At 56.4% G+C, this 22,262-nt stretch carries 22 protein-coding genes and 1 pseudogene; 13 read left to right on the top strand and 10 right to left on the bottom strand.

Annotated features, from left to right (window positions below; genetic code table 11):
- Positions 1-19: 19 nt before the first annotated feature.
- Positions 20-1,351: an NCS2 family permease gene (locus tag AAE045_RS17980; RefSeq protein ID WP_455548882.1), complete on the top strand. Its 1,332-nt coding sequence runs from the start codon at positions 20-22 to the stop codon at positions 1,349-1,351.
- Positions 1,352-1,403: 52 nt separating this feature from the next.
- Here AAE045_RS17980 and AAE045_RS17975 read toward each other — a convergent pair whose 3' ends face one another.
- The 7 genes from AAE045_RS17975 to rpmH all read right to left on the bottom strand — a co-directional run bounded on the left by AAE045_RS17975 (position 1,404) and on the right by rpmH (position 6,789).
- Positions 1,404-1,988, bottom strand: a complete 585-nt coding sequence (locus tag AAE045_RS17975) for an NADPH-dependent FMN reductase (protein WP_455548903.1) — start codon at positions 1,986-1,988, stop codon at positions 1,404-1,406.
- A gap of 5 nt (positions 1,989-1,993) precedes the next feature.
- Entirely contained in the window at positions 1,994-2,728 is a 735-nt protein-coding gene (locus tag AAE045_RS17970) for a 4'-phosphopantetheinyl transferase family protein (protein WP_455548881.1), read from the bottom strand.
- Between the two features lie 229 nt (positions 2,729-2,957).
- Positions 2,958-4,322 (bottom strand): tRNA uridine-5-carboxymethylaminomethyl(34) synthesis GTPase MnmE, encoded by a 1,365-nt coding sequence (gene mnmE, locus AAE045_RS17965; RefSeq protein ID WP_455548880.1) that lies wholly within the window; start codon positions 4,320-4,322, stop codon positions 2,958-2,960.
- 76 nt (positions 4,323-4,398) lie between these two features.
- Positions 4,399-6,048: a membrane protein insertase YidC gene (gene yidC / locus AAE045_RS17960; RefSeq protein ID WP_455548879.1), complete on the bottom strand. Its 1,650-nt coding sequence runs from the start codon at positions 6,046-6,048 to the stop codon at positions 4,399-4,401.
- Positions 6,049-6,050: 2 nt separating this feature from the next.
- Positions 6,051-6,308: a membrane protein insertion efficiency factor YidD gene (gene yidD, locus AAE045_RS17955; RefSeq protein ID WP_202306309.1), complete on the bottom strand. Its 258-nt coding sequence runs from the start codon at positions 6,306-6,308 to the stop codon at positions 6,051-6,053.
- Positions 6,272-6,631, bottom strand: a complete 360-nt coding sequence (gene rnpA, locus AAE045_RS17950; RefSeq protein ID WP_271127453.1) for a ribonuclease P protein component — start codon at positions 6,629-6,631, stop codon at positions 6,272-6,274. The genes yidD and rnpA overlap by 37 nt, the downstream gene beginning before the upstream one ends.
- A 17-nt stretch (positions 6,632-6,648) precedes the next feature.
- On the bottom strand, positions 6,649-6,789 hold the full coding sequence (gene rpmH / locus AAE045_RS17945) for a 50S ribosomal protein L34 (protein ID WP_003849659.1): 141 nt from the start codon (positions 6,787-6,789) through the stop codon (positions 6,649-6,651).
- 626 nt (positions 6,790-7,415) lie between these two features.
- On the opposite strand from rpmH, the gene dnaA reads away from it, so the two are divergent.
- The 6 genes from dnaA (at position 7,416) to yidA (ending at position 14,881) form a co-directional block, all read left to right on the top strand.
- A complete protein-coding gene (gene dnaA / locus AAE045_RS17940) occupies positions 7,416-8,801 on the top strand; it encodes a chromosomal replication initiator protein DnaA (protein WP_455548878.1) in 1,386 nt (461 codons plus the stop codon).
- Between the two features lie 4 nt (positions 8,802-8,805).
- Positions 8,806-9,906 carry a DNA polymerase III subunit beta gene (dnaN, locus tag AAE045_RS17935; protein ID WP_455426341.1) on the top strand — a complete coding sequence of 367 codons (1,101 nt, stop codon included), beginning with the start codon at positions 8,806-8,808 and terminating at the stop codon, positions 9,904-9,906.
- Positions 9,907-10,980, top strand: coding sequence for a DNA replication/repair protein RecF (recF, locus tag AAE045_RS17930; protein WP_455548877.1), 1,074 nt, complete (start codon positions 9,907-9,909; stop codon positions 10,978-10,980). It abuts the gene before it with no gap.
- Positions 10,981-11,008: 28 nt separating this feature from the next.
- Positions 11,009-13,423: a DNA topoisomerase (ATP-hydrolyzing) subunit B gene (gene gyrB / locus AAE045_RS17925; protein WP_455548876.1), complete on the top strand. Its 2,415-nt coding sequence runs from the start codon at positions 11,009-11,011 to the stop codon at positions 13,421-13,423.
- Positions 13,424-13,549: 126 nt separating this feature from the next.
- Positions 13,550-13,942 carry a YidB family protein gene (locus tag AAE045_RS17920; protein ID WP_455548875.1) on the top strand — a complete coding sequence of 131 codons (393 nt, stop codon included), beginning with the start codon at positions 13,550-13,552 and terminating at the stop codon, positions 13,940-13,942.
- Between the two features lie 126 nt (positions 13,943-14,068).
- Complete coding sequence (yidA, locus tag AAE045_RS17915) at positions 14,069-14,881, top strand: sugar-phosphatase (RefSeq protein WP_455548874.1); 813 nt, start codon at positions 14,069-14,071, stop codon at positions 14,879-14,881.
- Positions 14,882-14,925: 44 nt separating this feature from the next.
- Here the strand turns inward: yidA and AAE045_RS17910 are convergent, their stop codons facing one another.
- Both AAE045_RS17910 and AAE045_RS17905 read right to left on the bottom strand, forming a co-directional pair.
- Positions 14,926-15,270, bottom strand: a complete 345-nt coding sequence (locus tag AAE045_RS17910; protein WP_455548873.1) for a HigA family addiction module antitoxin — start codon at positions 15,268-15,270, stop codon at positions 14,926-14,928.
- Between the two features lie 30 nt (positions 15,271-15,300).
- Entirely contained in the window at positions 15,301-15,615 is a 315-nt protein-coding gene (locus tag AAE045_RS17905) for a type II toxin-antitoxin system RelE/ParE family toxin (RefSeq protein ID WP_455548872.1), read from the bottom strand.
- A 259-nt stretch (positions 15,616-15,874) separates the two neighbouring features.
- Between AAE045_RS17905 and dgoR the strand changes: the two genes are divergently transcribed.
- From dgoR to AAE045_RS17875, 6 genes and pseudogenes are all read left to right on the top strand, one after another.
- Entirely contained in the window at positions 15,875-16,558 is a 684-nt protein-coding gene (gene dgoR, locus AAE045_RS17900) for a D-galactonate utilization transcriptional regulator DgoR (protein WP_455548871.1), read from the top strand.
- Positions 16,555-17,439 carry a 2-dehydro-3-deoxygalactonokinase gene (locus AAE045_RS17895; protein WP_455548870.1) on the top strand — a complete coding sequence of 295 codons (885 nt, stop codon included), beginning with the start codon at positions 16,555-16,557 and terminating at the stop codon, positions 17,437-17,439. The genes dgoR and AAE045_RS17895 overlap by 4 nt, the downstream gene beginning before the upstream one ends.
- Positions 17,423-18,043: a 2-dehydro-3-deoxy-6-phosphogalactonate aldolase gene (locus tag AAE045_RS17890; protein ID WP_455548869.1), complete on the top strand. Its 621-nt coding sequence runs from the start codon at positions 17,423-17,425 to the stop codon at positions 18,041-18,043. The genes AAE045_RS17895 and AAE045_RS17890 overlap by 17 nt, the downstream gene beginning before the upstream one ends.
- Entirely contained in the window at positions 18,040-19,188 is a 1,149-nt protein-coding gene (gene dgoD / locus AAE045_RS17885) for a galactonate dehydratase (RefSeq protein ID WP_455548868.1), read from the top strand. Before AAE045_RS17890 ends, dgoD begins: the two co-directional genes overlap by 4 nt.
- A gap of 63 nt (positions 19,189-19,251) precedes the next feature.
- Positions 19,252-20,588: pseudogene (locus AAE045_RS17880) on the top strand (MFS transporter).
- Between the two features lie 46 nt (positions 20,589-20,634).
- The gene (locus tag AAE045_RS17875; RefSeq protein ID WP_455548902.1) at positions 20,635-21,906 is read left to right on the top strand and encodes a DUF3748 domain-containing protein; all 1,272 of its coding nucleotides are present in this window, start codon (positions 20,635-20,637) and stop codon (positions 21,904-21,906) included.
- Positions 21,907-21,909: 3 nt separating this feature from the next.
- On the opposite strand, the gene AAE045_RS17870 is transcribed toward AAE045_RS17875, so the two are convergent.
- Positions 21,910-22,227, bottom strand: coding sequence for a YceK/YidQ family lipoprotein (locus tag AAE045_RS17870; RefSeq protein WP_455548901.1), 318 nt, complete (start codon positions 22,225-22,227; stop codon positions 21,910-21,912).
- Positions 22,228-22,262: the final 35 nt, after the last annotated feature.

Below are 22,262 nucleotides of genomic sequence, written 5' to 3'. Positions count from 1 at the left end.
AAGTTCGGAATCAAGACTCATGAGCCAACCACAATCTACTCCGGCTGCAAATCCGGGGCTGCTCGAGCGCGTGTTTAAACTGCGCGAACACGGCACCACGGTACGTACCGAAGCGATCGCCGGTCTTACGACCTTCCTGACGATGGTGTATATCGTTTTCGTCAACCCGCAGATCCTTGGCGCCGCCGGTATGGATACCCAGGCCGTATTCGTCACCACCTGTTTAATCGCCGCATTGGGTAGCATCCTGATGGGGATTTTCGCTAACCTGCCGGTGGCGCTCGCGCCCGCGATGGGTCTTAACGCCTTCTTTGCTTTCGTGGTTGTTGGCGCGATGGGGCTGTCCTGGCAGGTCGGCATGGGGGCCATCTTCTGGGGCGCCGTTGGCCTGCTGCTGCTGACCATCTTCCGCGTTCGCTACTGGATGATCGCGAATATCCCGCTCAGCCTGCGCGTGGGCATTACCAGCGGGATTGGCCTGTTTATCGGCATGATGGGGCTGAAAAATGCCGGCATCATCGTGGCAAACAAAGATACGCTGGTGAGCATCGGTAACCTGACTTCGCACAGCGTGCTGCTGGGCGCGCTGGGCTTCTTTATCATCGCGATTCTGGCTTCACGTAATATTCACGCCGCCGTGCTGGTCTCCATCGTGGTCACTACGCTGCTGGGCTGGATGCTGGGCGATGTGCATTACGGCGGCATCGTTTCTGCGCCGCCGGACGTGCTGTCCGTGGTCGGCCAGGTGGATTTAGCCGGTTCGCTGAACATTGGCCTGGCGGGTGTGATCTTCTCCTTTATGCTGGTTAACCTGTTTGACTCCTCCGGCACGCTAATTGGCGTAACGGATAAAGCCGGGCTGACGGACGACAAAGGCAAGTTCCCGCGCATGAAGCAGGCGCTGTATGTCGACAGCATCTCTTCCGTTGCCGGTGCTTTCATCGGCACCTCATCCGTAACCGCCTATATCGAAAGCTCCTCCGGCGTCTCCGTCGGTGGCCGCACCGGTCTTACCGCGGTGATCGTAGGTCTGCTGTTCCTGCTGGTTATCTTCCTGTCGCCGCTGGCGGGAATGGTTCCGGCCTATGCCGCCGCGGGCGCGCTGATTTACGTTGGCGTACTGATGACGTCCAGCCTGTCGCGCGTGAAGTGGGACGACCTGACCGAAGCCGTTCCGGCGTTTATCACGGCGGTAATGATGCCGTTCAGCTTCTCGATTACCGAAGGCATCGCGCTGGGCTTTATCTCTTACCTGGTGATGAAGCTGGGGACGGGGCGCTGGCGTGAACTCAGCCCGTGCGTGATCGTGGTGGCGCTGCTGTTCATCCTGAAGATTGCGTTTATCGACTGACGCAGTTTCAGCCAAAAAAAACCGGTCATGGCGACCGGTTTTTTTATGTCAGTTAGTTTTTTACGCGCCTGATATAGTCGCCAAATGCCGTTAACTGCCCGGTAAGATGATCTAACGTGCTCTGATCCACCACTTCACCAGTCTGCGTATCTACCTTGTTCTGAATCACTCCGCCCATAAACTCAGGCTTGTTCATCACCATCGCATCCAGGAACACCAGGATCTGGCGCAGGTGATACTGGCAGCGCGCGCCGCCAATCGCCCCCATGGAGCTGGTCTGGATAAGAACAGGTTTGCCCGCCAGCGGCTGCTCGGGCAGGCGTGACAGCCAGTCGATGGCGTTCTTCAGGCCGCCGGGAACCGAATAGTTGTATTCCGGGGTGACGATAACCACGCCGTCTGCGCTGCGGATCTGCTCTGCGATGGCTTCAACTGTCTGCGGGAAGCCTTCTTCCTGCTGCATATCCGCATCGTAAAGGGGAATATCTTTGATGGACGGCAGCGCGTCAACGCTCATCCCCGCCGGGGCAATTTTCGGCAGCGTGCGGGCGACCATGGCGTTGAATGAGCCCGTGCGCAGGCTCCCCAGTAACGTAACTATTTTTAACGAGTCGGACATAAACACTCCTTTGGTCAGGACGTTCAGGAAAGATCGGTCTGGTAATGATGTTTTTCGTAGGGCTGGCTGGAAAAACGCATGATGTGTCCGTCAGGATCGCTGCGGCGGGCCTGAACGTCCTTCAGGCTGCGCCAGCCTTCGAGATGATCGAACTCCCACAATGATAGTCGCTCGACGACGGGTGATACCGCGCAGCCCCACACCAGAATATCTTCTACGTCGCTGATGGCCTCAATCTGCGTCTGGTGCTTCACGCGTAAACGCCCAGCGCCCGGTATCAGCTGAAGCTCATCGTCGCTGCCGGTGAGCTTGAACACGCTCTGGCGCAGGGTGCGCAGCTGGGCGCGGGCTTCGTAGGGATCGTTCTGGTTGTTTATCCAGGTGGTTTCATTATTGCTGAACCTGGGGGCGGAGTTTTGCCCCGTCATCCGGCCAAACGGGCGCAGTTCCATGTCCAGCCCGCAGCGGCCTTCCGTCGTCACCGCCACGCCCACGCTGTTACCCGCATAGGCAATGCTGAAGTCAGACAGCGTGCGGTCAGCAAAGTGGGGACGACCGGTCACGGTAGTGACAATTTTCGGCAGCTTCTGGATGCCGTAAAGCATGAACAGCAGCTCGGCCAGCAGCGTGCGTGAAGCCAGAAAACGGGTTCTGCGGCGTTCAGGAAGGGTGCCCGCAAAGCTGAGGCTGTCCTCATCGAGATGGGATGAATAAGGGAGTCGGGGATCAATTGTCCATCTTGCAAAATGCGTTGCCATTTGTCGCTCCGTGATAATGGTCATTGGGACATCTTTATCGATTGTAGGGTTTTTCGGCCGCAAACGCACGGCCCCGGACCGCTAAAAAACGGTTAATACGTGATCAATTAATTGTTTTGCTGAATACTTAGAGTGTAGTACGGCTAAATCATTAAATTAGAACGAAAAAAATCCCGCGCGGCAAAAACCGGGCGGGAGGTTGAAAAGTGAGCACCTACTTACTTTATACTTACTTGCCGATACAGAAGCTCGAGAAAATGCGGCCCAGCAGATCGTCAGAGGTGAACTCGCCGGTGATTTCGCTCAGGCACTGCTGCGACAGGCGCAGCTCTTCAGCCAGCAGCTCTCCGGCCCATGCGCCCAGCAGCTGGGCTTTACCCTGCTGCAGGTGCGTAGCGGCCTCTTCCAGCGCCTGGAGATGGCGGCGGCGCGCCAGGAAGCCACCTTCCATATTGGTGTCGAAGCCCATGCTCTGTTTGAGATGATCGCGCAGTACCTCGATGCCTTCACCGGTACGCGCGGAGAGGCGAACAAGTGAGTGACCGTTCACATCGCTCAGGCCCAGCGTCTCGCCAGTGACGTCCGCTTTGTTACGCACCACGGTGATCGGCAGGCGTTCGGGTAGTCGGGCGATAAAGTCTGGCCAGATTGCCGCCGGGTCCGTTGCGTCTGTCGTTGTGCCGTCAACCATAAACAGCACCCGGTCGGCCTGTTCGATCTCATTCCATGCACGTTCGATACCGATTCGCTCTACTTCGTCGCTTGCCTCGCGCAGCCCGGCAGTATCAATAATATGCAGGGGCATACCGTCGATGTGGATATGTTCACGCAGCACGTCCCGCGTGGTGCCCGCGATGTCCGTAACGATGGCCGCCTCACGACCCGCAAGCGCATTAAGCAGGCTGGATTTACCGGCGTTGGGTCGACCGGCGATAACCACCTTCATCCCTTCGCGCAGCAGGCTGCCCTGTCGCGCTTCGGCACGCACGGCGTCCAGATCGTTTATCACCTGATTAAGCTGCGCTTCGATTTTGCCGTCGGACAGAAAATCGATCTCCTCGTCCGGGAAATCAATGGCCGCCTCAACGTAAATACGCAGGTGGGTCAGCGCCTCAACCAGATGGTTTACGCGGGCAGAAAACGCTCCCTGCAAAGAGTTAAGCGCCGAGCGGGCGGCCTGCTCTGAGCTGGCATCGATCAGGTCGGCGATAGCCTCCGCCTGCGCCAGATCGAGCTTATCGTTAAGAAAAGCGCGTTCTGAGAATTCACCGGGCCTGGCGATACGCACGCCTGGAATAGCCAGAATGCGCTTTAACAGCAGATCGAGGATAACCGGGCCGCCGTGACCCTGAAGTTCCAGCACGTCTTCGCCGGTAAAGGAATTTGGCCCCGGGAACCACAGGGCAATGCCCTGATCCAGCGTGCTGTTGTCGGCATCGCGGAACGGCAGGTAATCGGCGTAGCGTGGCTTTGGCAGCTTGCCCAGCAGCGCCTGCGCAACGTCGCGAGCAAGCTGGCCTGAGACGCGCAGGATCCCGACTCCGCCACGTCCCGGCGGGGTCGCCTGGGCAACGATTGTCTCGTTATGGCTCATAGTTTCTCTGTCTTTAGGTAGCAAATAAAAAAGGCGGTCAATTGACCGCCTTCCGTGTGCTTGAGCTTAAATGCTATCAGGTCTTTTTCTTGTCGCGGCTGTGTAAGCCACGTTTTTCCAGACCGCGATAGATCAGCTGCTGCTGAATGATGGTCACCGTGTTACTCACGATATAGTACAGCACCAGGCCGGACGGGAACCACAGGAAGAACACCGTGAAGATGACCGGCATAAAGGTCATGATCTTCTGCTGCATCGGGTCGGTCACTGTAGTTGGCGACATCTTCTGAATGAAGAACATCGTCAGGCCCATCAGGATCGGCAGGATGTAGTACGGGTCCTGCGCCGACAGGTCATGGATCCACAGGGCGAACGGCGCGTGGCGCAGCTCAACGGAACCCATCAGCATGTAGTACAGCGCCAGGAAGATTGGCATCTGGATAACCAGCGGCAGACAGCCACCCAGCGGGTTGACCTTCTCTGCCTTGTACAGCGCCATCATTTCCTGACTCTGGCGCTGCTTATCGTCACCAATACGCTCACGCATAGCGGCCAGCTTCGGCTGCAGCATGCGCATTTTCGCCATGGAGGTGTACTGCGCTTTGGTCAGCGGGTACATGATGCCACGAACGATAAAGGTGATAACGATAATGGAGAAGCCCCAGTTACCGATAAAGCTGTGGATAAACTTCAGCAGTTTGAACAGCGGCTGAGAGATGAACCACAGCCAGCCGTAATCCACCGTCAGGTCAAGGTGAGGCGCAACCGCGGCCATCTTGTCCTGAATTTCCGGGCCGACCCACAGCGTGCTACCCAGCTGTGCGGTTGTGCCTGGCTGAACCAGCTGTGGTGCGGATTTATAACCAATCGCCGCCACGTCGTTGTTCAGTTTGGTGGTATAGAAGTTGTTGGTACCCTGATTACCCGGCACCCATGCGGTAGCAAAATACTGCTGCAGCATCGCCACCCAGCCGTTGCTGGCGTTGACGTTCAGGTTCTCACCGTCAGAGATTTTATCGAATTTATACTTTTCGTATTTCTCGTCAGGCGTGGAGTACGCGGCACCGCGGAAGGTGTGCAGCGCAAAGTTGCTGCTACCGGTATCGCGATGGGACGGCAGATTGATGGACTGCTTCAGCTGACCGAAGGTCGCAATCTCAAGCGGCTTCTCACCGGCGTTTTTCACGTTGTAGTTCACGCCAACCGCGAACTCGCCGCGCTTAAGGGTGAAGGACTTGGTGAAGACGTTGCCTGCCGCGTCGGTATAGGTCATCGGGATAACCAGCTCGTTCTGGCCATCAGCCATCACGAAGGTGTCTTTATCCGTGTTATACAGCGGACGAGCACCGTTAGCCGGGTTATCCGGGCCATCACGACCAGTCAGACCACTTTGTGCCTGATAAATAAACTCTGGCGTGGTTTCCAGCAGCTGGAACGGCTCGGTAGATTTGAGCTCTTTCGGGTAAGTTAACAGCTGTGCCTGTTCAACATCACCACCGCGGGTGTTGATGGAGAGTTCCAGGACATCAGTCTTAACGGTGATGATTTTTCCCTGGCCACTGGCCGGCACACCCTGGCTTGCGGCGGCACTACCCGTTGCGGTGGTCGTAGTCTGCGTGGTCTGCTGCGCCTGAGGCTGAGGAGCGTGGTCCTGCTCCCAGGCTTGCCAGATCATGAAAGACACGAACAACAAAGCGATGAGAAAGAGATTGCGTTGCGAATCCATCGTTAGTGTTCTCTGGTATCAATTGGTCCAGGTGGGACGGGATCGTCTCCACCGGGGTTTAAAGGGTGGCATTTTAATACGCGTTTCACTGTCAACCAACTGCCTTTTAGCACCCCAAACCTGCGCAATGCCTCAATTCCGTAGTGAGAACAGGTGGGATTGAAACGGCAATGCGGCCCAAGGAGCGGGCTGATGAAGCGCTGATAACCCCGAATCAGGGTTATCAGGAGCCTTGAGACAGGCGACAGTGACGGCGCCATAACTTTTCCAATGCTTCCGATAAAGCCCGGTTATCCAGGTCACCCACACCTTTCTTAGCCACTACCACGAAGTCCATTGCTGGCAATTCGTGCTGACGTAAACGAAAGCTTTCCCGCGTCAGACGTTTAATCCGATTGCGTTCATGCGCGCGTTTGACATTTTTTTTAGCGACTGTAAGACCGATGCGGGGATGCCCCAGCGAATTCAGGCGGCCGAGGATGGTGATTTGCGGCGTGCCAGCTCTTTGCGGCTGCTGGAAGACGAACGTGAAATGATTGGGAGTTAACAAGCGTAACTCCCTGGGAAAAGCTAGCTTAACCACTCAGGGGTTAGCTTTTATTACTTAGAAACGGTCAGACGAGAACGGCCTTTAGCACGACGACGTGCCAGAACCTGACGACCATTTTTAGTAGCCATACGAGCACGGAAGCCGTGTGAACGGTTGCGCTTCAGTACGGACGGTTGAAAAGTGCGTTTCATGGCGATTTCTACCTAAACTTGGATAAATTTCACTGGGTTAGCATAACGCCCCGCAGAAACTGCAGTGACTTACGCCTCAGTGTGGCTGATTAAAGAGGCCGGATTGTAATAATTGTACACTCCGGAGTCAATTCTCTTTCCTTAATTCCCGCGCCTGACTTCCTCTTTCGACCCTGAAAACGACCAGGATCTGTAAGACAAGCACAGTGACGAAATGCGACGGGTGGGGAATTATACGGCCTCCCCATTAAAGCGCAAGGATCCTCGGGGATCTTCGTTAGATCTCTTCACTCATTTTTGTGCATTCGTCATTAAATTTTCCAATATGAGAGGGGAAGTCGCAGCAGGCGCGCCAGGATCGATTACACTTAAGCGGCTCAAAACTACCCTGTGGATAAATCGGGAAGAAACTGTGAGAAACAGAAGATCTCTGCCGCACTTTAGGCTATGATCCGCGGTCCCGATCGTGATCCAGAGATCGACCACATCAGGGTAAACCGCAGATAGCGGTTCGCACGCTTCCCGTACCGGGATCCCATTGGGGAGAGTCGGCGTGTGTCAACAATCATGAATGTAAAACTTTCAGTCTTCGTCTTTTTATCGACTTTGTTCGAGTGGAGTCCGCCGTGTCACTTTCGCTTTGGCAGCAGTGTCTTGCCCGATTGCAGGATGAGTTACCAGCCACAGAATTCAGTATGTGGATACGCCCCCTACAGGCGGAACTGAGCGATAACACGCTGGCCCTTTATGCGCCAAACCGTTTCGTGCTTGATTGGGTAAGGGATAAATACCTCAATAATATCAATGGACTGTTGAATGATTTCTGCGGCAACGACGCGCCACTGCTGCGCTTCGAAGTGGGCAGCAAACCCGTCAGTCAGACCCTGAACCAACAGGCCGTGGCGACGGCCGCCCCGGCTCAGACCGCTCGCGCGGCAGCGCCCATGCGCCCAAGCTGGGACAACCTCCCGGCGCCCGCAGAGCAGTCCTACCGCTCGAACGTCAACGTTAAGCACACCTTCGATAACTTCGTGGAAGGTAAATCGAACCAGCTGGCCCGTGCTGCGGCACGCCAGGTGGCGGATAACCCAGGCGGCGCCTATAACCCTCTCTTCCTTTATGGCGGAACGGGCTTAGGTAAAACGCACCTGCTGCACGCGGTGGGTAACGGCATTATTGCCCGTAAGCCAAACGCCAAAGTAGTGTATATGCACTCCGAGCGCTTTGTTCAGGACATGGTAAAAGCCCTGCAAAACAATGCGATTGAAGAGTTTAAACGCTACTACCGCTCCGTTGACGCGCTGCTTATCGATGACATTCAATTCTTTGCCAATAAAGAGCGCTCGCAGGAAGAGTTCTTCCATACGTTCAACGCGCTGCTCGAAGGCAACCAGCAGATCATCCTGACGTCGGATCGTTATCCAAAAGAGATCAACGGCGTTGAGGATCGTCTGAAATCCCGCTTCGGCTGGGGCCTGACCGTTGCGATCGAACCGCCGGAGTTAGAAACTCGCGTGGCGATCCTGATGAAAAAGGCGGACGAGAACGACATTCGCCTGCCGGGTGAAGTGGCCTTCTTTATTGCCAAGCGCCTGCGCTCTAACGTGCGTGAGCTGGAAGGGGCGCTGAACCGCGTCATTGCCAACGCCAACTTTACCGGCCGGGCGATCACCATCGACTTCGTGCGTGAAGCGCTGCGCGATCTGCTGGCGCTGCAGGAAAAGCTCGTCACCATCGACAATATCCAGAAAACGGTGGCCGAGTACTATAAAATTAAGATTGCCGACCTGTTGTCCAAACGTCGTTCCCGCTCCGTTGCCCGCCCGCGTCAGATGGCGATGGCGCTGGCGAAAGAGCTGACGAACCACAGCCTGCCGGAAATCGGCGATGCTTTTGGCGGTCGCGACCATACTACCGTGCTGCACGCCTGCCGTAAGATTGAGCAGCTGCGTGAAGAAAGCCACGATATCAAAGAAGATTTCTCTAACCTAATCAGAACATTATCTTCGTGACGCTATGAAATTTACCGTTGAACGTGAAACTTTATTAAAACCGCTGCAACAGGTGAGTGGCCCGCTTGGTGGCCGTCCTACGTTACCGATTCTCGGCAACCTGCTGTTGCAAGTCGCGGAAGGTGCGCTCTCCTTAACCGGAACCGATCTGGAAATGGAGATGGTCGCGCGCGTGGCGCTGGTTCAGCCGCATGAGCCGGGAGCCACCACCGTTCCGGCCCGCAAATTCTTTGATATTTGCCGCGGCCTGCCGGAAGGCGCGGAGATAGCCGTGCAGCTCGAGGGGGACCGTATGCTGGTTCGCTCCGGGCGCAGCCGCTTCTCGCTGTCTACTCTGCCAGCAGCAGATTTCCCTAACCTGGACGACTGGCAGAGCGAAGTAGAATTCACGCTGCCGCAGGCGACCATGAAGCGCCTGATTGAAGCCACGCAGTTCTCTATGGCCCATCAGGACGTTCGCTACTACCTCAACGGCATGCTGTTTGAAACCGAAGGGGAAGAGCTGCGTACGGTTGCCACGGACGGACACCGTCTGGCGGTGTGCTCCATGCCGGTTGGCCAGTCTTTGCCTAATCATTCGGTGATCGTGCCTCGTAAAGGCGTGATTGAGCTGATGCGTATGCTCGACGGCGGTGATACGCCTCTGCGCGTGCAGATTGGCAGCAATAACATCCGCGCGCACGTCGGCGATTTTATCTTCACTTCGAAGCTGGTTGATGGCCGTTTCCCGGATTATCGCCGCGTATTGCCGAAGAACCCGGATAAACATCTGGACGCAGGTTGCGACCTGCTGAAGCAGGCCTTTGCCCGCGCGGCGATTCTCTCTAACGAGAAATTCCGCGGCGTGCGCCTGTATGTCAGCCAGAACCAGATCAAAATCACCGCTAACAACCCAGAGCAGGAAGAAGCAGAAGAAATTCTGGATGTCTCCTACGACGGTACCGATCTGGAAATTGGCTTTAATGTCAGCTACGTGCTGGATGTGCTCAACGCGCTGAAGTGCGAGAACGTGCGCATCCTGCTGACGGACTCTGTTTCCAGCGTGCAGATTGAAGATGCTGCTTCACAAGCGGCAGCCTATGTTGTGATGCCGATGAGACTGTAGATGTCCCTCACCAGGCTGTTAATTAAAGATTTTCGCAACATAGAAAACGCGGATCTGGCTTTAGGCCCCGGCTTCAACTTTCTGGTTGGCGCCAACGGCAGCGGTAAAACCAGCGTGCTTGAGGCGATTTATACCCTTGGGCACGGCCGCGCATTTCGCAGTCTGCAAACCGGGCGGGTGATTCGCCACGAACAGGATGCTTTTGTATTACACGGAAGGTTGCAGGATGGCGAAAGGGAAACCTCCGTCGGCCTGACGAAGGACCGGGCGGGCGACAGCAAAGTGCGCATTGACGGCAGCGACGGTCACAAAGTGGCGGAGCTGGCGCTGTTAATGCCGATGCAGCTCATCACCCCCGAAGGGTTTACTTTACTCAACGGCGGCCCCAAATACCGTAGAGCCTTCCTCGACTGGGGATGTTTCCATAACGAACCCGGTTTTTTTGTCGCCTGGAGCAACCTTAAACGTCTGCTCAAGCAGCGCAACGCCGCGCTTCGCCAGGTGACACGCTATGCGCAGCTGCGCCCGTGGGATATGGAACTTATCCCGCTGGCCGAGCAGATCAGCCGCTGGCGCGCCGAATACAGCGCCGCCATCGCAGAAGATATGGCAGACACCTGCGCGCAATTTTTGCCGGAGTTTTCACTGAGCTTCTCCTTCCAGCGCGGCTGGGAAAAAGAGAGTGATTACGGTGAGGTACTGGAACGCAGCTTCGAACGCGACCGCCAGCTGACCTATACCGCTCATGGCCCTCACAAAGCTGATTTTCGAATTCGCGCCGATGGCGCGCCCGTCGAGGACACTCTGTCTCGCGGTCAGCTTAAGCTACTGATGTGCGCCCTGAGACTGGCGCAGGGTGAGTTTCTCACCCGACAGAACGGGCAACGATGCCTGTATCTGATTGATGATTTTGCCTCTGAACTAGATGATGCACGTCGTGGTCTATTAGCCAGCCGGCTGAAGGCCACGGAATCACAGGTTTTTGTCAGCGCGATAAGCGCAGAACACGTGATGGATATGACGGACAAAAATTCAAAGATGTTCGCCGTGGATCAGGGTAAAATAGCGGATTAACCCAAGAATAATTGAGCGAGAAACGTTGATGTCGAATTCTTATGACTCCTCCAGTATCAAAGTCCTTAAGGGGCTGGATGCGGTACGTAAACGCCCGGGCATGTATATCGGCGATACGGATGACGGCACCGGTCTGCACCACATGGTATTTGAGGTCGTGGATAACGCAATCGACGAAGCACTCGCCGGTCACTGTAAAGACATCGTTGTCACCATCCACGCCGATAACTCCGTCTCCGTAACGGATGATGGCCGTGGCATTCCAACGGGCATTCACCCGGAAGAAGGCGTGTCCGCAGCGGAAGTTATCATGACCGTCCTGCACGCTGGCGGTAAATTCGATGACAACTCCTATAAAGTCTCCGGTGGTCTGCACGGTGTGGGCGTGTCGGTTGTTAACGCCCTGTCCCAGAAGCTGGAACTGCTGATTCGCCGCGAAGGCAAAACTCACCAGCAAACCTACGTGCACGGCGTGCCTCAGGCACCGTTAGCCGTAACCGGCGACACAGACGTAACCGGTACTCAGGTACGTTTCTGGCCGAGCCACGAAACCTTCACCAACGTCATTGAGTTTGAATACGATATCCTGGCCAAGCGCCTGCGCGAACTGTCGTTCCTCAACTCCGGCGTGTCTATCCGCTTAATCGACAAGCGCGATGGCCGTGAAGATCACTTCCATTACGAAGGCGGTATCCGCGCGTTCGTTGAGTACCTCAACAAGAACAAAACGCCAATTCACCCGACCGTGTTCTATTTCAGCACTGAAAAAGACGGCATCGGCGTGGAAGTGGCGCTGCAGTGGAACGACGGTTTCCAGGAAAACATCTACTGCTTCACCAACAACATCCCGCAGCGCGACGGTGGTACCCACCTTGCAGGTTTCCGTGCGGCGATGACGCGTACTCTGAACGCGTACATGGATAAAGAAGGCTACAGCAAGAAAGCGAAGGTCAGCGCCACCGGTGACGATGCCCGTGAAGGCCTGATTGCCGTCGTTTCCGTAAAAGTGCCGGACCCTAAATTCTCCTCGCAGACCAAAGACAAACTGGTTTCCTCCGAGGTGAAATCCGCGGTTGAGCAGCAAATGAACGAACTGCTGGCTGAATACCTGCTGGAAAACCCGTCGGACGCGAAAATCGTCGTCGGCAAAATTATCGATGCGGCTCGCGCCCGTGAAGCAGCCCGTCGCGCACGTGAGATGACCCGCCGTAAAGGCGCGCTGGACCTGGCAGGCCTGCCGGGCAAACTGGCGGACTGTCAGGAACGCGACCCGGCCCACTCCGAACTGTACCTGGTGGAAGGGGACTCTGCGGGCGGCTCTGCAAAACAGGGGCGTAACCGTAAGAACCAGGCGATCCTGCCGCTGAAGGGTAAAATCCTCAACGTTGAGAAAGCGCGCTTCGACAAGATGCTGGCCTCTCAGGAAGTGGCAACGCTGATTACCGCGCTGGGCTGCGGCATTGGCCGTGACGAATACAACCCGGACAAGCTGCGCTACCACAGCATCATCATCATGACGGATGCGGACGTCGATGGTTCACACATCCGTACCCTGCTGCTGACCTTCTTCTACCGTCAGATGCCTGAAATCGTTGAGCGCGGCCACGTGTACATCGCCCAGCCGCCGCTTTACAAAGTGAAGAAAGGCAAGCAGGAGCAGTACATCAAAGACGATGAGGCGATGGATCAGTACCAGATTTCCATCGCTCTGGACGGCGCAACGCTGCACGCCAACGCCAGCGCACCGGCTCTGGCAGGTGAAGCGCTGGAGAAACTGGTTTCCGAGTTTAACGCCACCCAGAAAATGATTGGCCGCATGGAGCGCCGCTATCCGCGCAACCTGCTGAACAATCTGGTTTATCACCCAACGCTTGCCGAAGCCGATCTGACTGACGAAGACAAAGTGGTCGACTGGGTTAACGTGCTGGTGGAAACGCTGAACGAAAAAGAGCAGCACGGCAGCACCTGGAACGCGATTGTGCGTGAAAACCGCGAGCTGAGCATTTTCGAACCGGTTATTCGCGTTCGTACCCACGGCGTCGATACCGACTACCCGCTGGAGCACGAATTCGTGGTCGGCGGTGAATACCGTCGTCTGTGCGCGCTGGGCGAGAAGCTGCGTGGCCTTATCGAAGAAGACGCGTTCATCGAGCGTGGCGAGCGTCGTCAGCCGATTGCCAGCTTCGAACAGGCTCTGGAATGGCTGGTGAAAGAGTCCCGTCGTGGCCTGTCTATTCAGCGCTACAAAGGCTTGGGCGAAATGAACCCGGACCAGCTGTGGGAAACCACCATGGACCCGGAAAGCCGCCGCATGCTGCGCGTGACTGTAAAAGACGCGATTGCTGCGGATCAGCTGTTCACCACCCTGATGGGTGATGCGGTTGAACCACGTCGTGCGTTCATCGAAGAAAACGCCCTGAAAGCGGCGAACATCGATATCTAAGCGGTACTCTGCCGGTGGGCGCCTGCCCACCGGTAATTCTTCGTTTTATCCCCAAATTTCCGCGCTAAATTCCCTCCGTAACGTACACTTTTATAGCAAACGTCGTAATCGTAAGAGGACACAATCATGGGTCTGTTCGATCAGGTTACCGGCATGATGGGGGGCGGCGAGGCAGGAAAATTCAAAGTCGTCCTCGAGTGGATAAATCAGCAGGGTGGGATTCAGGCGATACTGGAGCAGTTCCGGCAAAAAGGCTTTGGCGAGGTCGTCAGCTCGTGGCTGAGCGGCGCGCACAATCAGAGCGTCAGCCCGGAGCAGGTTCAGGAGGTGCTGGGTACGCCCGCTATCAGCGGACTGGCTGAAAAACTGGGGATTGACGTGACCAGCGCGTCGCAGCTGCTTTCCGAGCAGTTCCCAAAAATCGTCGATGCGCTTTCGCCCGGCGGCGAGGTCAAGCATGACGATGAAGACCTCCTCACCAAAGGTTTTCACCTTCTGCGCGATAAGTTCTTTCGCTGAATGACAGCGCCACCCGAGGGTGGCGTTTTTCCTGGCAAAAGGGGCCCGATCTGCGCAAAACGTAGCTCTATTTTTGTGTGCCGAATCGCGTTAGCATGAAATGAACTCCTTACCTCAGGAAAGACCATGCCAATAAAACTGATCGCGATTGATATGGACGGCACGCTGCTGTTGCCCGACCACACCATCTCCCCGGCAGTAAAAAACGCCATTGCCAAAGCCCGCGAACGCGGCGTAAACGTTGTGCTCTGCACCGGTCGTCCTTATGCGGGCGTTGAGAACTACCTGCGTGAGCTGCATATGGATCAGCCAAACGACTACTGCATCACCTATAACGGTGCGCTGGTCCAGAAGGCGAACGACGGCAGTACCGTGGCGCAAACCGCGCTGAACTACGATGACTATCGCTACCTGGAACAGCTCTCCCGCGAGGTGGGTTCGCACTTCCACGCATTAGATCGCCATACGCTCTATACCGCCAACCGCGATATCAGCTACTACACGGTGCATGAATCCTTCATCGCCAATATCCCACTGGTGTTCTGCGAAGCGGAAAACATGGCGAAAAACGGCGAGTTCCTGAAGGTGATGATGATCGACGATCCGGTCGTGCTGGACAAAGCGATTGCAAAAATCCCGGACGAGGTCAAAGAGCGCTATACGCTGCTGAAAAGCGCCCCTTACTTCCTGGAAATCCTCGATAAGCGCGTAAACAAAGGCACCGGCGTGAAGGCGCTGGCGGAATCGCTGGGCATCAAACGCGAAGAAGTCATGACGCTGGGCGATCAGGAAAATGACATTGCGATGCTGGAATACGCGGGCATGGGCGTGGCGATGGAAAACGCCATCGATAAGGTCAAAGAAGTCAGCAACTTCGTGACTAAATCCAACCTGGAAGACGGTGTTGCCTACGCGATTGAGAAGTTTGTGCTGAACTAATGCTGTATGCGGGGTGGTACTGGCCACCCCTCTTTTCTTGCGGGCTACGCTGCTTCGGTTGCATGGCTGGCGGCCTTGCGCGCCAGCATTTCTTCAAGCGTTACGATCCTGTTGATTTCTTCCTGTGCTCGGGTGTTATTCTGCACCTCCCAGATATCCACGTTCGTTTGCAGATTGAGCCAGAATTCCACGCTGGTATCGAAGGCTTTCGCCAGCCTGAAGGCCATGTCGGTTGTCAGCTTACAATTGTTATTAATCAGCTTGCTGACGGTGTTTCTGTGAACCTGCAGCATCTCAGCCAGGTCATTAATTTTAATGCCGGTCGGCTCAAGGTATTCGTATAACACGACATCCCCTACAGACGTGGGTTTACGTTGTGCCTGGACCATAGAACTTCCTCTCTTTCATACGCTAGTGAATTATTTGTGCTGCCTGTAACCGTGATCATCTAGATAGAGGTTCTTCGCTTTTCCATCCTGCCAGATAAATATCAATCTGTAGCGATCGTTCACTCTTATGGAAGAGTAACCTTCGAGAGGAGGATTGAGCTCCTCGTAGCGGTTGGCGGGTGGTGAGCGTAAATCTTTATAACTGCTTGCCGCATTCATCAGGTCGAGTTTCCTGGCCAGTACCGTTGTGATATCCGGCGGGATTCTTCGATTCTGTTTGCCGTACAGGAAAAAGTCTTGAAGCCATTCTTCCCTGAAGCTTTCAATTCCTCGCATTTTCTCCATTTCATGCGGCCTTTCTCTTTTCTGTCCGAAGCCAGAATATAACACTGCACATATGTAGTGTGCAACTGTGCGTCTCTCGGAATTTTGATTATCAATTGTCTATTATGTGATCCAAATTGTAGTACAACATATATTGTTTGTACTACATTACACCCACAGCAAACGCAGCACGCTTCAAGTTTGTACTTCAAAGTAGCGGTGTTTTTCAGCGCTCACGGTAAAGTAGTGGCTATTCCCACTTTGATTAACAGGATTAGCCATGACCAAGACCGACCGCATTATCGTGACGCTGGGCAAACAGATCGTTAGCGGCAAATACACGCCGGGCGCGGCGTTACCGGCAGAAGCGGAGCTGTGTGAAGAGTTTGAAACCTCGCGCAACATTATTCGTGAAGTGTACCGCTCGCTGATGGCGAAGCGGCTGGTGGAGATGAAGCGTTATCGCGGGGCGTTTGTACTGCCGCGCAATCAGTGGAACTACCTGGATACCGAAGTGCTGCAGTGGGTGCTGGAAAACGACTATGACCCACGGCTGATCGGCGCGATGAGCGAAGTGCGTAATCTTGTGGAACCGGCTATCGCCCGCTGGGCTGCGGAACGGGCTACCTCGAACGACCTGGCAAGAATCGAAGCCGCGCTTAACGACATGGTGGCCCACAACCAGGATCGCGATGCCTTTAACGAGGCGGATATCCGCTATCACGAAGCGGTGCTGGAATCGGTGCACAACCCGGTTTTACAGCAGCTCAGCATTGCTATCAGCTCACTGCAGCGTGCGGTCTTTGAACGCACCTGGATGGGCGATGAGGCCAACATGCCGAAAACGCTGGCGGAACACAAAGCGCTGTTTGATGCGATACGCCATCAGGACAGCCAGGCTGCGGAGCAGGCGGCGATGACCATGATCGCCAGCTCCACGAAACGACTAAAGGACATCACATGACATCTCGCTACATCGCTATTGACTGGGGTTCGACCAACCTGCGCGCCTGGTACTATCAGGACGGCACCTGCGTTGACAGTCGGCAAACCGCGGCCGGGATCACCCGGCTGAACGGCAAATCCCCGCAGGCGGTGTTCGATGAAGTTACCCACGGCTGGCGTGAAGACAAAACGCCGGTGCTGATGGCGGGGATGGTTGGCAGCAATGCGGGCTGGAAAACAGCCCCTTATCTTCCCTGCCCGGCGCAGTTTTCTGACCTCAGCCAGCAGCTTATGCCGGTACTGGACAACGTCTGGATTATCCCCGGCATGAGCGTGCAGCGTGAAGACAACCGCAACGTCATGCGCGGCGAAGAGACCCAGCTGCTGGGGGCCAGAACCCTCAGCCAGTCCCCGCTTTACGTCATGCCGGGAACCCACTGCAAATGGGTGCAGGCCGATGAGCGCACGGTGCAGGACTTCCGCACCGTGATGACCGGCGAGCTGCACCATCTCCTGCTGAATCACTCTCTGGTCGGCGCTGGCCTGCCGGAGCAACAGGCAAGCCTCAGCGCCTTCAGGGCCGGGCTGGAGCGGGGCGTAAACGACCGCGATTTACTCCCCCGGCTGTTTGAAGTCCGCGCCGCCCACGTGCTGGGTAATTTACCCCGCGATGAGGTAAGCGAGTTTCTTTCCGGGCTGCTGATTGGCAACGAAGCGGCGGCGATGACCCGCCATTACGCATTGAGCCAGCAGCATCCCGTCACCCTCGTGGCTAACCCGTCCCTGAGCCAGCGCTACGTTAGCGCGCTTGCGCTGCTGGGCTTCCAGGCTTCGGTACTTGACGGCGACGAGGCATTCCAGGCAGGAATAAGGAGTATTGCAAATGCAGTGGCAAACTAACCTTCCGCTGATCGCGATTTTGCGCGGCATCACCCCGGACGAAGCACACGCCCACGTTGCGGCCTTGCTGGACGCGGGGTTCGACGCAATTGAGATCCCGCTTAACTCTCCGCAATGGCAAAAAAGCATCCCGGCGATGGTCGAGGCTTTTGGCCAGCAGGCGCTGATCGGTGCCGGAACGGTGCTTAAACCTGAACAGGTCGATGAGCTGGCAGCCATGGGCGGGAAGCTGGTGGTGACGCCTAACACCCAGCCAGAAGTGATTCGCCGGGCCGTAGCGAGCGGGATGACCGTCTGCGCGGGCTGTGCGACGGCATCGGAAGCGTTTACCGCGCTGGACGCGGGCGCTCAGGCGCTGAAAATCTTTCCCTCTTCCTCTTTTGGCCCGGACTACATCAAAGCGCTGAAAGCGGTGCTGCCTGCGGACGTACCCGTCTTTGCAGTAGGCGGCGTGACGCCGGAAAATCTCGGCCAGTGGCTGAAGGCAGGCTGCGCAGGGGCCGGGCTGGGCAGCGATCTTTATCGCGCCGGACAGCCCGTCGCTCGCACCATCGAAAAAGCAAAAGCATTTGTTAAAGCGTATCAAGAGGCAGTGCAATCATGAAAATTACCAGACTCACGACTTACCGCTTACCCCCGCGCTGGATGTTCCTGAAAATAGAAACCGATGAAGGCGTGGTCGGCTGGGGCGAACCGGTGATAGAAGGGCGTGCAAAAAGCGTCGAAGCGGCGGTGCACGAACTGGGCGAATTATTAATTGGCCAGGATCCGGCGCGCATTAATGATTTATGGCAGGTGATGTACCGCGGCGGATTTTATCGCGGCGGACCGATATTAATGAGCGCGATTGCCGGTATTGACCAGGCGCTGTGGGATATTAAAGGCAAAGTATTAAACGCGCCGGTCTGGCAATTAATGGGCGGTCTGGTTCGCGATAAAATAAAAGCCTACAGCTGGGTCGGCGGCGATCGCCCTGCGGAAGTAATAGATGGCATAACATCCCTGCGCAAAATAGGTTTTGATACGTTTAAATTAAACGGCTGCGAAGAGATGGGCATCATTGAAAACTCCCGTCATGTTGATGCCGCCGTTAATACCGTCGCGCAAATCCGCGAGGCCTTCGGCAACGAAATTGAATTTGGTCTGGATTTCCACGGCCGCGTCAGCGCGCCGATGGCGAAGGTGCTGATCAAAGAGCTTGAGCAATATCGCCCGCTGTTTATTGAAGAGCCGGTGCTGGCGGAACAGGCCGAGTATTACCCGCGCCTGGCAGCGCAGACCCATATCCCCATCGCTGCCGGTGAGCGTATGTTCTCGCGCTTTGAGTTTAAACGCGTGCTGGAAGCAGGCGGCCTGGCGATTCTGCAGCCCGATCTGTCCCATGCGGGCGGCATAACCGAGTGCTACAAAATTGCCGGTATGGCAGAGGCTTACGACGTTGCGCTTGCGCCGCACTGCCCGCTGGGGCCCATCGCGCTGGCCGCCTGCCTGCACATCGACTTTGTCTCCCGCAACGCCGTATTCCAGGAGCAAAGCATGGGCATTCACTATAACAAGGGCGCTGAGCTGCTCGACTTTGTGAAAAACAAAGAGGATTTCCAGATGGACGGCGGCCACTTTATGCCGTTAATGAAGCCTGGCCTCGGCGTGGAAATAGACGAAGAGCAGGTTATTGCCCGCAGTAAAAATGTCACCGACTGGCGCAATCCGTTATGGCGTTATCCTGACGGTGCCGTCGCCGAGTGGTAATTATTCACCCTTAAGCTTTTATAAAAATAGTAAAGATAAAACACCCTCTGTAATAAACAGGGCATGGTGACAGGTATCGCCATGCCAAAAATCAGGAGTCAGATGTTATGGATATTTCTGTAACTGCTGCAAAACCTACGCGCCGCCGCTATTTAACGCTCGTCATGATCTTTATCACGGTGGTGATTTGCTATGTTGACCGCGCCAACCTGGCCGTGGCGTCCGCCCATATTCAGGAAGAGTTTGGTATTTCTAAAACCGAGATGGGCTATATTTTCTCGGCCTTTGCCTGGCTGTATACGCTGTGCCAGATCCCGGGCGGCTGGTTCCTTGACCGGGTCGGATCGCGGATGACCTATTTCATTGCGATTTTCGGCTGGTCCGTGGCGACCCTGTTCCAGGGCTTTGCAACCGGGCTGATGTCGCTGATTGGCCTGCGCGCCATCACCGGCATCTTTGAAGCCCCGGCGTTCCCGACCAACAACCGCATGGTGACCAGCTGGTTCCCGGAGCGCGAGCGGGCTTCTGCCGTGGGCTTCTATACATCCGGCCAGTTTGTGGGGCTGGCGTTCCTTACCCCGCTGCTTATCTGGATCCAGGAGATGCTGAGCTGGCACTGGGTGTTTATCATCACCGGCGGCATCGGCATCATCTGGTCGTTTATCTGGATCAAGGTTTACCAGGCGCCGCGCGCCAGCAAGGGCATCAACCAGGCGGAGCTGGACTACATCCGCGAAGGCGGTGGCCTGGTGGATGGTGATGCGCCGTCGGAGAAAAAATCCCGCGTGCCGATGACCGCCGCCGACTGGAAGCTGGTGTTCCACCGTAAGCTGATTGGCGTCTATCTGGGGCAGTTCGCGGTGACTTCCACGCTCTGGTTCTTCCTGACATGGTTCCCGAACTATCTGACCCAGGAGAAGGGGATCGCCGCGCTTAAGGCGGGCTTTATGACCACCGTACCGTTCCTCGCCGCCTTCTTCGGCGTGCTGCTGTCGGGCTGGGTTGCCGACCGGCTGGTGCGCAAAGGTTATTCGCTGGGAATTGCCCGTAAAACGCCAATTATCTGCGGGCTGCTGATCTCCACCTGCATCATGGGGGCGAACTATACCGATGACCCGGTCTGGATCATGACGCTGATGGCCATCGCCTTCTTCGGCAACGGCTTCGCGTCTATCACCTGGTCGCTGGTGTCCTCCCTGGCCCCGATGCGCCTGATTGGCCTGACCGGCGGCGTGTTTAACTTCGTTGGCGGCCTGGGCGGCATCACCGTACCGCTGGTGGTAGGTTATCTCGCGCAGGGTTACGGTTTTGCCCCGGCGCTGGTCTACATCTCCGTAGTGGCCCTGCTGGGTGCGTGCTCGTACATTCTGCTGGTTGGAAAAGTAGAAAGGGTAGGCTAAAACACTCCTTTGTTTTACCCTGAGGCGTCTAACGCTTCAGGGTATTATCGTGACTAAACAACTCACCTTCTCTCCGCGCAATCACCAGCTCACCAACACCAACGTCTGGACGCCGGACGGCCTGTGGCTGGCCTTTGATGTCCGCCCCTCCGGCGCTTCTTTTACCAGCCAGACTGTGGAGCGCGTCAATGTAGAAACTGGCGCAGTCGAAGTGATTTACCAGGCTCCTGCCGGTGCGCACGTTGGCGTGGTCACGGTAAACCCGCAGCTCCCCGAGCGATACGTCTTTATTCACGGCCCGGAAAACCCTGACGCAGGCTGGCAGTATGATTTTCATCATCGCCGTGGCGTGGTGGTGGAAGGCGGCAGTGCGGGCAATCTGGACGCCATGGACATCACCGCACCTTTCACGCCGGGCGCGCTGCGCGGCGGCAGCCACGTCCACGTCTGGAGTCCCGACGGCTCTCGCCTGAGCTTCACCTATAACGACCATGTGATGCACGAATTTAATCCGGCTGAAGATCTGCGCAACGTCGGCGTGGCGCTGCCGTTTGGCCCTGTTACGCCCGTTAAGCAGCATCCGCGTGAATACGATGGCAGCCATTATTGCGTGCTGGTCAGCCGCACGACCTCCGCGCCGCGTCCGGGTACTGACGAGATAAACCGCGCGTATGAAGAAGGATGGGTAGGAGAGCAGGGTTACCGCAGGGCGGACGGCAGCCAGCAGCGCTGGGCGCTGGCGTTTATCGGCGATACGCGGGCGGATAACGGCGAGAAAGTGCCGGAGCTGTTTATCGTTGATTTGCCGGAGAGCGAAGCTGAGTGGCGGCAGGCGGGCGCGGAGCCGCTGGAAGGCACCGAAACCACCCTCCCGGCGCCTCCGGCCAGCGTTAAGCAGCGCCGCCTGACCTTTACCCATCAGCGCCGCTTCCCGGGCCTTGCACAGCAGCCGCGCCACTGGGTGCGCAGCAGCCCGGACGGCAGCCAGCTGGCCTTTCTGATGAAGGATGACGGTGGCGTGGTGCAGATGTGGCTGATTTCACCGCAGGGCGGGGAGCCGCGGCAGCTCACGCACGGCGCGTCAGATATTCAGTCGGCGTTTAACTGGCATCCTTCGGGCAAAGCGCTGGGATTTGTGGTGGAGAATTGCGTTGTACTTTGCGATGCGCAAAGCGGAAAAATCACGCCGCTTACGGCTGCGGACGGCGAATGCCCGTCGGCCGATGCGATAGTTTTCTCGCCTGATGGGGCATCTATCGCCTGGATGCAGGACGTGGACGGGTATCGCCAGCTATTTACGACCGGGACGGGGCGATAACGACTAGGCGGGCGGGATAACGGAGTTGGTGGCCAGATTCTTGCGCTCGCTGGCCTCTACCCTCGCTTTCACCGACTTGTCGTCACGGAACATATCCCACGGCAGCAGCAGGGTATCCATCACGGCGGTAAAGGGCATATCCAGCGCCACGAAAGGCTTGTATCCCCAGCTGGTACCATCGTCCGTCAGCATTTCGTAGCTGGCTTTGGTACCGGGATAGTAACCCTCCTGGCCGCCGGTGTGGGTCATGACGCTCGAGCAGCCGCTCAACGCAACCACACCGCTGACTACTATTGTTCTTGCAAGAGAGCTTTTCATCATCACTATTAATTTCATTTCATCGACCGGTTCTGGTC

The sequence above is a fragment of the Dryocola clanedunensis genome, from assembly GCF_038405435.1.
GTDB classification, from domain to species: Bacteria; Pseudomonadota; Gammaproteobacteria; order Enterobacterales; family Enterobacteriaceae; genus Dryocola; species Dryocola clanedunensis_A.
The sequence above is the reverse complement of the archived record's forward strand: the minus strand, read 5'-3'. Positions and strand labels throughout refer to the sequence as shown.